The organism is Streptomyces sp. V4I2, assembly GCF_030817655.1.
GTDB lineage: Bacteria > Actinomycetota > Actinomycetes > Streptomycetales > Streptomycetaceae > Streptomyces > Streptomyces plumbiresistens.
Genome location: NZ_JAUSZM010000003.1, coordinates 545,752 through 560,148, shown reverse-complemented (window position 1 = coordinate 560,148; position 14,397 = coordinate 545,752). Strand labels below are relative to the sequence as shown.

15 protein-coding genes are annotated in these 14,397 nt (G+C 70.7%); 12 read left to right on the top strand and 3 right to left on the bottom strand.

Features of this window, described 5'->3' with window-relative positions; genetic code table 11:
* Positions 1 to 6: 6 nt before the first annotated feature.
* The 12 genes from QFZ76_RS03315 to QFZ76_RS03260 all read left to right on the top strand — a co-directional run bounded on the left by QFZ76_RS03315 (position 7) and on the right by QFZ76_RS03260 (position 11,181).
* Entirely contained in the window at positions 7 to 1,263 is a 1,257-nt protein-coding gene (locus tag QFZ76_RS03315) for an acyl-CoA dehydrogenase family protein (RefSeq protein ID WP_307672260.1), read from the top strand.
* A complete protein-coding gene (locus tag QFZ76_RS03310; protein WP_307672259.1) occupies positions 1,260 to 2,036 on the top strand; it encodes an SDR family oxidoreductase in 777 nt (258 codons plus the stop codon). Before QFZ76_RS03315 ends, QFZ76_RS03310 begins: the two co-directional genes overlap by 4 nt.
* Complete coding sequence (locus QFZ76_RS03305; RefSeq protein ID WP_307672258.1) at positions 2,033 to 2,845, top strand: SDR family NAD(P)-dependent oxidoreductase; 813 nt, start codon at positions 2,033 to 2,035, stop codon at positions 2,843 to 2,845. The genes QFZ76_RS03310 and QFZ76_RS03305 overlap by 4 nt, the downstream gene beginning before the upstream one ends.
* On the top strand, positions 2,842 to 3,813 hold the full coding sequence (locus tag QFZ76_RS03300) for an enoyl-CoA hydratase-related protein (protein ID WP_373464254.1): 972 nt from the start codon (positions 2,842 to 2,844) through the stop codon (positions 3,811 to 3,813). Before QFZ76_RS03305 ends, QFZ76_RS03300 begins: the two co-directional genes overlap by 4 nt.
* A 60-nt stretch (positions 3,814 to 3,873) precedes the next feature.
* Positions 3,874 to 5,022, top strand: coding sequence for an acetyl-CoA C-acetyltransferase (locus tag QFZ76_RS03295; protein WP_307672257.1), 1,149 nt, complete (start codon positions 3,874 to 3,876; stop codon positions 5,020 to 5,022).
* Between the two features lie 105 nt (positions 5,023 to 5,127).
* The gene (locus QFZ76_RS03290; protein WP_307672256.1) at positions 5,128 to 5,748 is read left to right on the top strand and encodes a TetR/AcrR family transcriptional regulator; all 621 of its coding nucleotides are present in this window, start codon (positions 5,128 to 5,130) and stop codon (positions 5,746 to 5,748) included.
* A gap of 221 nt (positions 5,749 to 5,969) precedes the next feature.
* Positions 5,970 to 7,157, top strand: coding sequence for an ABC transporter substrate-binding protein (locus tag QFZ76_RS03285; protein ID WP_307672255.1), 1,188 nt, complete (start codon positions 5,970 to 5,972; stop codon positions 7,155 to 7,157).
* 64 nt (positions 7,158 to 7,221) lie between these two features.
* Positions 7,222 to 7,581 carry a nuclear transport factor 2 family protein gene (locus QFZ76_RS03280; RefSeq protein ID WP_307672254.1) on the top strand — a complete coding sequence of 120 codons (360 nt, stop codon included), beginning with the start codon at positions 7,222 to 7,224 and terminating at the stop codon, positions 7,579 to 7,581.
* A gap of 45 nt (positions 7,582 to 7,626) precedes the next feature.
* A complete protein-coding gene (locus QFZ76_RS03275) occupies positions 7,627 to 8,013 on the top strand; it encodes a hypothetical protein (RefSeq protein ID WP_307672253.1) in 387 nt (128 codons plus the stop codon).
* 67 nt (positions 8,014 to 8,080) lie between these two features.
* A complete protein-coding gene (locus tag QFZ76_RS03270; protein WP_307672252.1) occupies positions 8,081 to 8,401 on the top strand; it encodes an EthD domain-containing protein in 321 nt (106 codons plus the stop codon).
* A gap of 137 nt (positions 8,402 to 8,538) precedes the next feature.
* On the top strand, positions 8,539 to 10,038 hold the full coding sequence (locus QFZ76_RS03265; RefSeq protein ID WP_307672251.1) for a class I adenylate-forming enzyme family protein: 1,500 nt from the start codon (positions 8,539 to 8,541) through the stop codon (positions 10,036 to 10,038).
* 102 nt (positions 10,039 to 10,140) lie between these two features.
* Positions 10,141 to 11,181 carry an MBL fold metallo-hydrolase gene (locus QFZ76_RS03260; RefSeq protein WP_307672250.1) on the top strand — a complete coding sequence of 347 codons (1,041 nt, stop codon included), beginning with the start codon at positions 10,141 to 10,143 and terminating at the stop codon, positions 11,179 to 11,181.
* A 113-nt stretch (positions 11,182 to 11,294) separates the two neighbouring features.
* Here QFZ76_RS03260 and QFZ76_RS03255 read toward each other — a convergent pair whose 3' ends face one another.
* The 3 genes from QFZ76_RS03255 to QFZ76_RS03245 are packed head-to-tail and all read right to left on the bottom strand — an operon-like array spanning position 11,295 to position 14,316.
* Positions 11,295 to 12,053, bottom strand: a complete 759-nt coding sequence (locus QFZ76_RS03255; protein WP_307672249.1) for an SDR family NAD(P)-dependent oxidoreductase — start codon at positions 12,051 to 12,053, stop codon at positions 11,295 to 11,297.
* Positions 12,054 to 12,088: 35 nt separating this feature from the next.
* Positions 12,089 to 13,117 carry a phosphotransferase family protein gene (locus QFZ76_RS03250; RefSeq protein ID WP_307672248.1) on the bottom strand — a complete coding sequence of 343 codons (1,029 nt, stop codon included), beginning with the start codon at positions 13,115 to 13,117 and terminating at the stop codon, positions 12,089 to 12,091.
* Positions 13,114 to 14,316 carry an acyl-CoA dehydrogenase family protein gene (locus tag QFZ76_RS03245; RefSeq protein ID WP_307672247.1) on the bottom strand — a complete coding sequence of 401 codons (1,203 nt, stop codon included), beginning with the start codon at positions 14,314 to 14,316 and terminating at the stop codon, positions 13,114 to 13,116. The genes QFZ76_RS03250 and QFZ76_RS03245 overlap by 4 nt, the downstream gene beginning before the upstream one ends.
* Positions 14,317 to 14,397 lie beyond the last annotated feature (81 nt).

The following is a 14,397-nucleotide window of genomic DNA, read 5'->3' as shown; positions in this document are numbered from 1 at the left end:
CAACTCGTGGATTTCGGATTCTCGCCCCGGGCGAGTGAACTCCAGGACCGTATGCGGTCGTTCATGGAACAGCACGTCTTCCCCGCGGAGGCCGTCTACGACCGGCAGCTGGCCGAGGCGGACGACCCGCACGCGCTGCCGCCGGTGATGACCGAGCTGAAGGAGAAGGCACGCGCCGAGGGCCTGTGGAACCTCTTCATGGCGCACGGCGGCTGGGGCGCGGGGCTCACCAACCTCGAATACGCACCTCTCATGGAACTGGCGGGCCGCTCCATCATCGGCCCCGAGGTGTTCAACTGCTCGGCGCCCGACACCGGCAACATGGAACTGCTCGCGCTGTACGGCACCCCCGCACAGCAGGAACGCTGGCTGCGGCCCCTGCTGGAGGCCGAGATCCGGTCCTGCTTCGCGATGACGGAGCCCGAGGTAGCCAGCTCCGACGCCCGTAACATCCGCACCCGCATCACCCGCGACGGCGACAGCTATGTCGTCAACGGCCGCAAGTGGTACACCTCCGGGATCCTCGACCCCGACTGCAAGCTGATCATCCTGATGGGCAAGACCGACCCGGACGCGCCCACCTACCGCCAGCAGAGCATGCTGCTCATCCCCCGCGACACGCCGGGCGTCACCGTCGTGCGCGACCTGCCGATGTTCGGCTACACCGACCGGTGCGGTCACGGTGAGGTGCTCTTCGAGGACGTCCGTGTGCCCGTGGAGAACATCCTCGGCGGTGAGGGGGACGGCTTCGCGATCGCCCAGGGGCGGCTCGGCCCCGGACGCATGCACTACGCGATGCGCGCCGTGGGTTTCGCCGAGCGCGCCCTGCAGCTGATGTGCGAACGTGCCACCCAGCGCGTCGCCTTCGGCGGGCCCCTCGCCGATCGCGGCGTGGTGCGCGAGTGGATCGCCCGCAGCCGTATCGAGATCGAACAACTGCGGCTGCTGGTGCTGAAGTCGGCCTGGCTGATGGACACCGTCGGCAACGCCGCCGCCCGGATGGAGGTCGCCGCGATCAAGGTGGCGGCGCTGGAGGTCGCCCACAAGGTCGTCGACCGCGCCGTCCAGACACACGGCGCGGCGGGCGTCAGCGACGACACCGTACTGGCCCGGCTGTTCTCCATCACCCGGGCACTGAAGATCGCCGACGGGCCCGACGAGGTGCACCTGCGCACGGTCGCCCGCCAGGAACTCGCCCGGTACCGGAAAACCGACCCGAAGGCCGAACGGCAGACGGCCGACACGAAGGCAGGGGCAGCGTGAGCGCCAACACCCTCGACGGCAAGGTGGCCGTCATCACCGGCGGATCCCGCGGCATCGGCCTCGGCATCGCCACCGCCTACCGGGCCGCCGGCGCGCACGTGGTCATAGCGGCGCGCAAGGCCGCCGGACTGGCCGAGGCGCGCGAGGAACTGCTGCGCGTCAAGGGCGACGGCGACCTCCACACCGTGGTGGCCAACGCCGGCGAACCCGACCAGGCCGAGGCCTGCGTCGACGAGACCATGACCCGCTTCGGCCGCGTCGACATCCTCGTCAACAACGCGGCGACCAACCCGTACCACGGCGACCTGCTCGACCTGGACCTGCCACGCGCGGAGAAGACGGTACGGGTCAACCAGTACGGGATGATCGCCTGGACCCGCTGCGCCTGGCGCGCCTGGATGGCCGAGCACGGGGGAGCGGTCGTCAACATCGCCTCCGTCGGCGGACTGATCGTCGACCCGCACATCGGCTACTACAACGCCACCAAGGCGGCCATGCTCCACATGACCCGGCAGCTCGCCTACGAACTCGGGCCGCGAGCACGCGTGAACGCCATCGCCCCCGGCCTGATCAAGACCGAACTGGCGCGTGCGGTGTGGGAGGTCCGCGAGACCGTCCTCACCGCCAAACTGCCGATGCGGCGCCTGGGCACAGTGGAGGACGTGGCGAACGCGGCCCTGTTCCTCGCCTCCGACGCCTCCTCCTGGATGACCGGCCAGACCCTGGTGCTCGACGGCGGCGCGACCGCCCTGCCGATCGGCGTGGACGAGTGAACGCGCCGCGACCCGCCGACGGAGCGGGACGACCGAGCACGCCGCGCCCCGCCGGTGAACTGTTCTCGCTGGCGGGCAGGACGGCCATCGTCACCGGCGCGTCCGCGGGGCTCGGCGCCCGGTTCGCGAGCGTCCTCGCGCAGGCCGGCGCCACCGTGTTCGCCGCCGCCCGCCGCGCCGACCGGCTGAAGGAACTTGCCGACTCCGACGCGCGCATCCACCCGGTCGCCTGCGACGTCGCAGTGGAGACCGACCGTACGAGGCTGATCGAGACGGCGCTGGCCACCACCGGTCGCATCGACATCCTCGTCAACAACGCCGCGACCTCGGGCCAGACCCGTGCCGAGGACGAGTCCCCGGACGCCTTCACCGACGTCCTCGGCGTCAACCTCACCGCGCCGTTCCATCTGGCCCGGCTGACGGCCGAGGCCCCGGCCCCGGCGAGCGGTGGCAGGAGCATCATCAACGTCTCCTCCATCCTCGGCCTGGTCTCGGCCGCACCCCTCGGCGGCGCGAGCTACTCCGCGTCCAAGGCCGGCCTCATCGGCCTGACCCGTGAGCTGGCCGGACAGTGGGGCCGTAGCGGGACACGCGTCAACGCGCTCGCCCCGGGCTGGTTCCGCACCGAGATGACCGAGGACCTCTTCGGCGACGAGCGCTCCCGCCGCTGGGTCGAACGCAACACCCTGCTGCACCGCGGCGGCGATGGCCATGAACTCGACGGCGCACTGCTGTTCCTGGCCTCGGACGCGTCCTCGTACTGCACCGGACAGGTCCTGACCGTCGACGGCGGATGGACCGCGCGGTGACGGGGACCGGATCGGGTGCGGGGGACCGCGGGGTGACGGGCGCCGGATCGGGTGCGGGGGGCCGCGCGACGGCGGATGTCGGTCCGGGTGCAGCGGATCGCGCTACGACGGGCGTCAGCCGACGTGCAGCGGATCCCGCGGCGAGTGTCGGCCGACGTGCAGCGGATCCCGCGGCGAGCGTCGGCGTCGAGATCCAGGACGACGGCCTCGCCCGCGTCACGCTGCGCCGGGGCCAAGCAGGCAACGCCATCAACCTCGAGACGGCGCGCGGCCTCCTCGACGCGGCGAGGGCCTGCGAACGTGCGGCCGTACGCGCCGTGCTGCTCACCGGTGAGGGGAAGTCCTTCTGCGTCGGCGGCGACCTCAGGGAGTTCTCCCGGCTGACCGGTGAGACCCTGGAGAAACACCTCGTCGCGGTGACCGACGCGCTGCACGAGGCGCTGCGCACGTTCGCCTCGATCGACGCGCCCCAGGTGGCCGCCGTCCAGGGAGCCGTCGCCGGCGCGGGCATCGGCCTTGCCGCGGCCGCCGATGTGACACTCGCGGCCGACAACGTCACGTTCACCGCCGCGTACACCGGTATCGGCTACTCGCCGGACGCCGGCGTGAGCTGGCAGCTGCCCCGCCTCGTCGGGCCCAAGCGGGCGGTGGAGCTGCTGCTGACGAACCGCCGTGTACCGGCGGCGGAAGCCGCCACGATCGGTCTGGTGAGCCGTGTCGTCCCGTCCGGCGAACTGGCCGCCGAGGCCGAGCGGACCGCCGAGGCCCTGCGCCGCGGCCCCACCCGCGCCTTCGGCGCCACCCGCCGCCTCGTCGCCTCCGGTCAGACGGCGGATCTCACCCGGCATCTCGACGACGAGGCCCGTGCGCTCGCCGCCGCGGCCGCCTCCGACGAGGGCCGCGAAGGCGTCGCCGCGTTCCTCGACAAGCGGGCGCCCGACTTCACGCGCATCCCGTCCCGGCCCTGACCACTCAACTCGTCCAGGCCCTGATCACTCAACTCGCCCTCCGCACCAAGGGAGCCCACCGTGTCGGAAGCATTCATCGTCGGGGCCGTCCGTACCCCGGTCGGCCGCCGCAAGGGCACGCTCAGCGGCGTGCACCCGGCCGATCTCGGCGCCCATGCGCTGCGTGCCCTGCTGGAACGTACGGGAGCCGACCCGGGCGCGGTCGACGACGTGTATTTCGGCTGTGTCAGCCAGATCGGGGCCCAGACCGGAAACATCGCCCGCACCGCCTGGCTGTCGGCGGGGCTGCCCCAGCACGTACCCGGAACCACCATCGACCGTCAGTGCGGCTCCTCCCAGCAGGCCTTGCACTTCGCCGCCCAGGCCGTCGGCTCCGGTGCCGCCGACCTGGTGGTCGCGGGCGGGGTGGAGGTGATGAGCCTGGTACCGATAGCCAGCCCCATGTTCGTGGGCGAACAGGCGGGGATGGGCAGTCCCTTCGCGGGGGACGGCTGGCGCGAACACTTCGGGGACCAGGAGGTGTCGCAGTTCCGTGGCGCCGAGCTGATCGCCGAGAAGTGGGGCGTCTCCCGCGAGGACATGGAACGGTTCGCGCTCACCAGCCATCAGCGGGCCCTCGCCGCGCAGGCCGGCGGAGCCTTCGACGAGGAGATCACCCCGGCCTTCGGGCTCGCCGTCGACGAGGGCCCGCGCGCCGACACCACGCTCGAGAAGATGGCGGGACTGAAGACCCTCACTGAGGACGGGCGGCTGACGGCCGCCGTCGCCAGCCAGATCTCCGACGGTGCCGCCGCCCTGCTCATCGCCTCCGCGGACGCGGTCCGCCGCCACGGTCTGACCCCCCTGGCCCGCGTGCACTCCATGGCGGTGGTCGGCGCCGACCCGATCCACATGCTGACCGGCCCGATCCCGGCCACGGAGAAGGTCCTGGACAAGGCGGGCCTGTGCAACGACGACATCGACCTGGTCGAGATCAACGAGGCCTTCGCCTCCGTCGTCGTCGCCTGGCAGAAGGAGATCGGCGCCGCCCAGGAGCGGGTCAACGCCTTCGGCGGGGCGATCGCGCTCGGGCATCCGCTCGGCGCGACGGGCGCCCGGCTGATGACCACGCTCGTCCACCAGCTGCGCAGGACCGGTGGCCGCTACGGTCTGCAGACGATGTGCGAGGGCGGCGGGATGGCCAACGCGACGGTGCTCGAACGCCTCTGACCGGCCATGCTCGAACGCCTCTGACCGGATCCGATTGGCAACTGAGTTCAGCTTGGGTTTACTCTCGGGTACGGACACGGTGGGTGACGGCCATGGAGAGGGAGCATGACGAGGATCGTTGAACCGGAGGCGGGGCCGCGGTCCAAGCGCGCGGCCATTCTCACGGCCGCGGTGGACTGTTTCGGTGAGACCGGCTTCGAGGCCACCAAGTGGTCGACGGTGGCGGAGCGCGTCGGCATCGGGCAGACGGCCCTCTACCACTACTTCGAGTCGAAGACCCACTGCCTGCTCACCATCATGCGGCTTGAACTGCAGCGCTCCCATGACCGGTTCGTGGAGGCGACGAAGGACGCCGCGGACCCCGTCGAGGCGCTGCGGGCCGCGGTCCGTGCCGCCTACGACGTGTCCCCGCAGGAGGTCCTGCAGATGCGCATTCTGCAGAACCACATGGATCTGCTGTCCGGTTCGCGCAGGTCCAAGCGCGAGGAGGACGAGCGCGTCGCGGCCCGCCAGCTGGTCCAGGTCGTCGAACGGGACTGGACGACGCTGCTGGTCAAGGGCATGTCCCAAGGCTCCTTCCCGCTGCGTGACGCGCAGCTGCTCGGTGCGAGTGTGCTCGGGCTGATCGTCAGCGTGTGGCGGTGGTACCGGCCGTCAGGACCGACCCCGCTCTCGGAGGTCAGCGAGCTGATCGAGGGCGCGTGCGTCCGGATGGTCGCCTCCTGACGCGCTGAGCGGTCACCGCGCCTCGCGGCCCTCCGACGGATACCCCGTCGGAGGGCCGCACTGTTTTCTCCGGCAGTGACCCGCCGTGATCGGTCGTGGTCGCGGGTGATCCTGCGCGGTCACGGAGATCGAGTACGTGACGAGCCATTGCCAGGGCTGTTTCCGCGGGATTAAAATCCAAACTGAACTGAACTTAACTCAGGTTGATCTGAGGAGGGGTCTTGCGACGACGCATGACACGCTCGCTCATCGCCGCAGCCACCGCCCTGCTCGCCCTGACGGCGAGCGCCTGCGGCGCCGGCCGCCCCGCGGCGCAGGACGACGTCATCAGGATCGGCGCGTGGTACCCGCTCACGGGAGCTCTCGCCTCGTTCGGCATTCCCGAGAGGGCCGGTGCCGACGCGTACTTCAAGTCGGTCAACGCCCGTGGCGGGATCAACGGACGCAAAATCGACTGGATCGTCAAGGACAACGCCTACGATCCGCAGCAGACCGTGCAGATCGCCCGCCGGCTCGTCGACCAGGACGGAGTGGTGGCGATCGTCGCCACCAACGGCACCGCCCAGTCCCAGGCCACCTTCCCCTTCGTACTCGAGCAGTCGAAGGTCCCCGTCCTCAACACCCTGGGCGGAGACAAGTCCTGGTACCAGCCGGCCCGCGACGGCCTGTTCGGCATGCAGACCCTCTACGAGGACCAGGCATCGGCGCTCGGGCAGTGGGCGGCACGCGACGGGGCGAAGAAGGTGCTCGTCGTGCACAGCGACCCAGCGGCGTTCGTGAACGTCGCCAAGGAGATCGGTCCGGCCGCCCGCAAGACCGATCCGTCGGTCCGGGTCAAAAGCCTGTCGGTCAAGTTCCAGACCACCGACTACAGCCCGGTGATCAGCAAGGTGAAGCGTGAGAAACCCGACGCCGTCGTGGTGATCCTCGCCGCCGCCGAGGCCGCGTCCTACCTGAAGGAAGCCAAGCTGCAGGGGCTGTCCACCCCCGTGTACGGCTACGCTCCGGTCGCGGCACAGTCCACCCTCACCCTCGCGGGCAAGGCGGCCGAAGGCGTCAAGGCGGTGCAACTGGTGAAGTCACCCAACGACGACGACCCGGCCATCAACGAGTTCCGCTCCGCGATGGCGAAGTACGAGCGCGGGCAGCCGGCCGACTTCATCACCCTGTGGGGCTGGGCCGCGGCCAAGGCGTTCGTCGAGATCGCCCAAACCATCGATGGCCCCGTCACTTCCCAGGCGCTGACCGCCGCGTACCAGAAGGCCCGAGCGGTCGACACCGGCGTCGCACCGGTCCTGAACTTCTCCGCCGGGCACCACCTCGGCACCCGTGACGTACAGAAGGTCGTCGTCAGAGACGGCCGCTGGGAGTCACAGGGTGACTTCTTCACTCCGCCCGCCCGTGACTGAATCCCACGCGTGACTGACTCGTCCGCGACGGAAACCAGCCGTTCCCAGCATGGAGAGGACTCCCATGGCCGGCATAATCCCCGACTACATGGCCCGCATGGACAGCGACGACCCCCGTCAGGCACTCGAACTGCTCGTGCCCGACTTCCGATTCCTGATCGCACTGCCCGGCCGCGAGGCAACGGGAACCTCCAGGGACGACTTCGCCGCCTACATCGCCGGCCGCAACGCAGTCGAGAGAGGACACGAAATCCTCCGCCACAGCTCCGACGGCGATCTGGAGACCGTGTACGGAGTGGTCACCGAGTCCGGGAAGAGTGTCGGCTCCTTCCTGTCGGCCGCCGTCGTCACGCCCGACGGACGCATGGCGCGCTACCAGTCGTACTTCAGCACCACCTACGACCTCATCGACCGGCCGCACTAGCCGCGACCCACCCCGGCACACACCCACCGATTCCCGGGAGCCGACATGACGGACACATCCACGGACGCCGCCCCCGCACCCTTCCTCACCGCCTGGTTCGACATCCTCGACAGCGACGAACCGACCCGGATCTTCGACCTGATCAGCGACGACTTCACCCTCTCCATCCTGTTCTCCACCGGCGACGGCAACGCGACCGACTTCGCCGGCGACCGTGCAGCCCTCGTCGGCTATCTCGAACAGCGCGAGAAGGGCACCCGCACCCACCATCTCCTGTCCGCGACCACCCTCGGCCAGGACGAGCTCTTCCTCGGCGAGGTGCGGCGCGCGGGAGTGCCCGAGGCGAGCTTCGTCGCCGCGGGCCGGGTGGACGGCCACGGGCGTCTGCAGCGCCTGCTGATCGGCCGGTCGTCCGAGATCCGCTTCACCTGAACCCACCAGGCCGCATGCAATTGGACATGCAAATTCCGCTTCGACCGGACACCCACGGAGGACCGTCATGTACAACCTCGTCCTGCTGGCCGCCAGGCCCCCGGAGTGGACGCACGAGCAGTTCATCGACTGGTGGCGCGGCGACCACGCCGAGCTGACCTACCGCCTGCCCGGTCTTCGCGCCTGGCGGCACACCGAGATCGACAAGGCGCTGGAGCCGCGCTCGGACGGCTGGGACGGGATCTCCGTGCTCAGCTTCGACTCCCCGCAGGACCTGAAGGAGGCCCTCGCGAGCCAGGAGTGGGCGGACGCGATCGCGCAGGTCGGGAACATGAAGGGCCGCCGCATCGCGGTGATGGGGCACGAGGCGCAGCTGTTCGGCGGCTGAGACCGCCGGAGCGAGCGTCCACCCGTTCCGTCAGCACGGCATGCGCCGGGCAGGCACCACAGCGTTCATCACAGAGTTCACCACCGCGTTCATCACAGAGTTCTTCACGGAGTTCGGCCACGTAGCGAGGAAGCGGGATGCGACAGGTAGTGCGGGAGTTCCAACGAAGGGCAGAGCAGGCGGACTTCGTCGCTGTCATCGACGACGAGGGCAGTCATACGGCGCGCGAGCTGCTCGCCGAGGCCGGCCGGCTCGCCGAAGCGATGTTCCCCGCCGGCCCGGGCGGCACCGTCATGCTCCAGGCCGACAACTCCTGGCGTACCGTCGCCGGCTCCCTTGCCGTGGGACTGCGCGGAGGGGTCCTCGCGCTGGTCAACCGGCACACCACCCAGGCCGAGTTCGCCGCGGCCTGGGAGGACATCCGTCCGGACGCGGTCGTCGCCGAGGCCTCGGCGAGCGACGAATGGGGGCTCCCCGAACTGCTGCCGGGCCCGGTGGACGCGGTGCTCGACGGCTGGACCTGCCGTGCCACGGCCAGCCCGCGTGATGTGTCACGGTGGTCGGGAGGTGTCCTCATCGGACTGACCTCCGGCTCGACCGGGCGGCCCAAGGGCGTCGTGCAGTCCGAGGAGGCCCTGCGCTACGCCGGCGCGAGCACGATCGACATCAACGGCCTGGCCCCCGGCGACGCGGTGGCCGCGATCGTGCCCCTGTCATCGACCGCCGCCTACTGCTTCGGCGTGTACCTCTCCCTTCTGCTGGGCGGCCCGCTCGTCCTGACGGCGAAGTGGGACCGGGCCGTCGCGCTGCGGCGGATGGCCCAGACCCAGGTCCGCTGGACCATGTGCGTACCGACGATGGCGCTGCAGTTGGGGGCCGAGGCGGCCGGATCCGGCGTGCTGTCGCACGTCCGCGCCATCACCGTGGGCGGCGGTCCCATGGACCGTGGCGCCCTGGCACGTGCCGAACGGTCACTGGGCACCAAGATCCTGCGCGTCTTCGGCATGTCGGAGTGCCTCGGCCACACCTCGCCCCGCCCCGACGACCCCGAGGAGATCAGACTGGGCAGGGACGGCCGCCCCTTTTCGGGCACGCACCTGCGCGCGCTGACCCCCGACGGTGCCGAGGCCGGACCGGGCGTCACCGGCCGGGCACAGGTCCGCGGCCCCTCCCTGTTCGTCGGCTACGCCCGCGACGGCCGGGTCGAGCGGCCCACGCTGACCGAGGACGGCTTCTTCCCGACCGGTGACCTGCTGTTGACCCACGAGGACGGCACCGTCAGCATCATGGGCCGGGAGAAGGACATCATCATCCGTGGCGGCCGCAACATCGACATCACCGAGATCGAGCGGGCGGTCGCCGGGTACCCGCGGGTGGCCAGGGCCTGCGTCGCCGCGGTCCCGGACGACGTGCTCGGCGAACGCGTCGCGCTGCTGGTCGTCACCGAGGACGGACACGGCATCGACCTGGCCGAGGTGACCGGACACCTGGAGAGCGTCGGACTGTCCAAGTCCAAGTGGCCCGAGTTCGTGTACGACGTCGAGGAGCTGCCCCAGACCAAGGTCGGCAAACTCGACCGGAGCGGAGCCCGCGAACTCGCCCACCGGCTACGCACGGGCACACCCGACTTGGCCTGATCAAAGGCGATCCGGCTTGACCAGAGGACGGACCTGGCGGGGTCGCACCCCCCCGCACCCCGCCGGGTCCGGTCCCCAGCGAAACAGCAGCATTGGAGAATCATGACAGCGCGGTTCGACCAGGGCCCATGGGCCGCAGCCGGAGTCCAGACCGTCCAGGCCGGAGTGCACCGCGTTCCCCTGCCACTGCCCAACGACGGCCTGCACGCCGTCAACGTCTATCTGCTGGAGAACCTCGCGGAGGACAACGGCATCGTCATGATCGACGGAGGCTGGGCGATCCCCGAGGCGCGCAAGGCGCTGGAGGAGGCGCTGGCCGCCATCGGGCGCGACCTCGGCGGCATCAGCCACATCCTGGTCACCCACATCCACCGTGACCACTACACCAACGCCGTGGAGCTGCGCCGGCTGCTGGGCTCGCGGGTCTACCTGGGCGCGGGCGAGCGGCCGGGTCTGGAGTTGCTCGACCGGCTGCGCAGCGACGAACCCGCCGGCTCGCTGGAGACGCTGCGCAGGGGAGGGGCGGCCGAACTCGCCGACGAGATCGCGGCGATGGACCACGGTGGCTATGACCCGAGCGTGTGGGAGGCTCCCGACCAGTGGCTCGGCGCGGAAACGCTCCGCTTCGGCGAACAGGAACTGCGCGTCGTACCGACTCCCGGGCACACCAAGGGACATGTGGTCTTCCTGGACGAACAGCGCGGGCTGCTGTTCGCCGGCGACCACGTCCTTCCGCACATCACCCCGTCCATCGGCTTCGAGCTGACCGAAGCCGGCGGGCGCCCCCTGGCCGACTACCTGGACTCGCTGCGGCTGATGACGCGGTACGCCGACACCCGTCTGCTGCCCGCGCACGGGCCGGTCACCGACAGCGCCCACACCCGCGTCGCCGAACTGCTCACCCACCACGACGACCGGCTGGCCAAGAGCCTGACAGCGCTGGGCGAGGACACCCTCGACGCGCACGCGGTGGCGCGCAAGCTGGGCTGGACGCGCCGCGAGGTGCCGTTCGGCGACCTCAACGCCTTCAACCAGATGCTCGCCGTGAACGAGACGGCGGCCCACCTGGACGTCCTGGTGCTGCGCGGCCGCGCCACGGTGGCGTTCGTGGGCGGGGTGAACCAGTACACGCGTGTGCGCTGACACGGCACGTGTACAGGGGGCGGGGCTCGGTCATCGCCGAGCCCCTTCTTTTGTCCTTCCGTGTCAGCGGACCATGTCGGGGGAGCCCGTCGGGGACCTCGTCAGGAACCTCGTCAGCGGGCCGTCCAGCCGCCGTCCACGTACAGCTCCGATCCCGTCATGAACGTCGCGTCCTGGGAGGCCAGGAAGGCCACCGCGCCCGCGACCTCGTCGGGCCTGCCCAGCCGCCCCATCGGGGTGCCCTCGACCATGGCGGTGTGCCGGGGCGTGCCCCGCCACAGTTCCCGGGACAGGGGCGTCTCGATGAAACCGGGGTGGATCGAGTTGACGCGGACGCCGCGCGCGGCCCAGTGCAGTGCCGCGTTCTTCGTCATCAGGCGGACCGCGCCTTTCGCGGCGTGGTACGAGAACTGGCTGCCGAAGCCGCCGACGGTACCGAAGATCGACGCGATGTTGACGATGGAGCCGCCGCCGGAGCGTTCGATCGCGGGGCCGCCGTGCTTCATGCCGAGCCACACCCCGCCCTGGGTGACCGCGATGACCTTGTCCCAGGACTCCTGGGTCTCCGTCTCGACGGTCCGCATCTCGGCGATGCCCGCGTTGTTGACCAGCACCGACAGGCCACCCAGCTCGGCGGCCACACGCTCGACCGCGCCGCGCCACGCCTCCTCGTCGCTGACGTCCAGCGCGAGGCCGAGCGCCCGTGCCCCGTCACTCGTCAGCTCCTTCGCCAGGTCGTTGCAGCGACCGGCGTCCACGTCCGTCACCACCACCGTCGCGCCCTCGGCGGCGAGCCGGTGCGAGACGGCATGTCCGATGCCGCCGGTCGCGCCGGTGACCAGGGCAATCTGTCCGGACAGTCGGTCTCCCACGGGCTCTCCTCGGTTCGGCGTGTGCGCGGTCACGGTCATGGCAGCAGCTCCAGCCCCGAGCGCAGCAGCGCGGGGACCGCGGACCCGACCCGCTCGAATCCGGTGCCGACGGTCTGTCCCGCGAGGTAGCGGGCGTGGATGCCCTCCGCGATGACGGCGAGCTTGAAACAGCCCAGGGCCTGGTAGTAGGGCAGGGCGTCGATGGTGCGGCCGGATTTGGCGGCGTAGCGCTCGGCCAGTTCGGGGCCGGTGGGAAAGCCGGGGTTGGCCGTCGGGACGTGGCGCGCCGCGAGGACCGGTTCGCAGGTCGGGTCCCAGTACATGAGGAGCATCCCTAGGTCGGCGAGCGGATCGCCGAGCGTGGCCATCTCCCAGTCGACGATCGCCGCGATCCGGCCGTAGCCGTCCGGCGCCAGGATGGTGTTGTCCAGGCGGTAGTCGCCGTGCACGATCGCGGGAGCGCCACTTACGGGCGCGGCGCGGGCGAGCCTGGTGTGCAGTTCGTCGACGTCGGGCAGCGAACGCGTGGCGACCTTCTCCCACTGCCCGCGCCAGCGCCGCACCTGACGCTCCAGATAGCCGTTCGGCCGACCGAAGTCACCGAGCCCGATGGCGGAGGCGTCGACCGAGTGGAGTGCCACCAGCGCGTCCACGAGCGCGTCGGCGGCCCGTCGTGCCTCGCCGGGCGGCAGTACGGCAGCGTCGTCGCCGTCGCGCAGTACGGTCCCCTCCACGAAGTCGACGACGCAGAACGGCGCGCCGATCGCCTCCGGGTCCCGGCACGACAGCACGGCACGCGCGACGGGCACCCCGGTGCCGCCGAGGGCGGCGACGACGCGGTACTCGCGGTCCATGTCGTGCGCCGTGGGGGTCAGCACCCCCAGCGGGGGCCGGCGCAGCACCCACCGGTGGGTCCCGTCGGTCACCTCGTACGTCAGATTGGAGCGCCCGCCCTGGAGCAGCCTGATCCTCAACGGACCGGCGCACTCGGGGACATGCTGTTCGAAGTAGCGCTGCAGCGCGGGCAGTTCGACGCCGACCACGGCAGCCTCGGCTGCGGTCACTGTGCGGCCACCCGCTCCCGCGCCGCCCGTACCGCACGCTTGGCGATGGCCCACCGGTGGGTCTCGGAAGGACCGTCGTAGATCCGGAAGGGACGCACCTCCCGGTAGAGCCGGGACAGCGGGGCGTCCCCCGAGATGCCGAGCGCGCCGCACACCTGCACGGACCGGTCGACCACCCGGTTGACCGCCTCGGAGACGTACGTCTTGGCGATCGAGGTGTGCTGGGCGGCCGAGCGGCCCTGGTCCAGTTCCCAGCAGGCCCGCCACAGCACCGCACGGCCGGTCTCGATGTCGATCTCGGAGTCGGCCAACAGCTGCTGCACCATGCCGAGTTCGGCCAGCGGTGTGCCGAAGGCGTGGCGCTCCGTCGCGCGCTCCAGGGCGATGTCCTGGGCCCGCCGCGCCACGCCGAGCCAGCGCATGCAGTGCGTCATCCGGGCGGGCCCGAGGCGCACCTGCGCGTACCTGAATCCCTGGTCCACCTCTCCCAGGACGGCGCTGTCGGCGACTTCGCAGCCCTCGAAGACGATCTCGCTGTGTCCGCCGAACAGACCCTGGTCCAGCGTGTCGATATTGCGGACGATCTTCATTCCCGGGTTGTCGGCGTCGACGAGGAACATCGTCGCGCCGCCCGCGTCGCCCGGTCCGCCGCTGGTGCGGGCCATGCAGATGGCGAAGGCCGCCCCGTCGGCGCCGCTGATGAACCACTTGCGTCCGTCGATCCGCCAGCCGCCGTCGATCCTGGCCGCGGTGGTGGCGAGGGCACGCGGATCGGATCCGGCCCCGGGCGCCGGCTCGGTCATCGCGAAGCAGGACCGGATCTCACCTGCGGCCAGCGGCCGCAGATAGCGCTCCTTCTGTTCGTCTGTGGCGACCACTTCGAGCAGATGCGTGTTGCCCTCGTCGGGGGCCGCGCAGTTCAGCGCCAGCGGCCCGAGCAGCGAGTACCCGGCCGCCTCGAACACCACTGCCTGGCCGCACAGGTCGAGCCCGAGCCCGCCCCATTCGGTGCCGACGTGGGGTGCGAACACGCCCGCGTCGCGGGCGGCCTGCTGGAGCCGGCGGCGCAGTGGTTCGGGACCGGCGTGGACGTTCCCGTCGCACGCCCGCTCCTCGGGTATCACCACGTCCTGTACGAACGCGGTGGTGCGCCGTGCGACAGAGGCGACCCTCTCGTCGATCTCGAACCCGATGGGCATGTTCACTCCCGAGCTTGGCTACTGACCATTAGCCATCTCAGAGGTGAAGGGGTCGGCCTGTCAAGGGTCCGGGCTATAGTG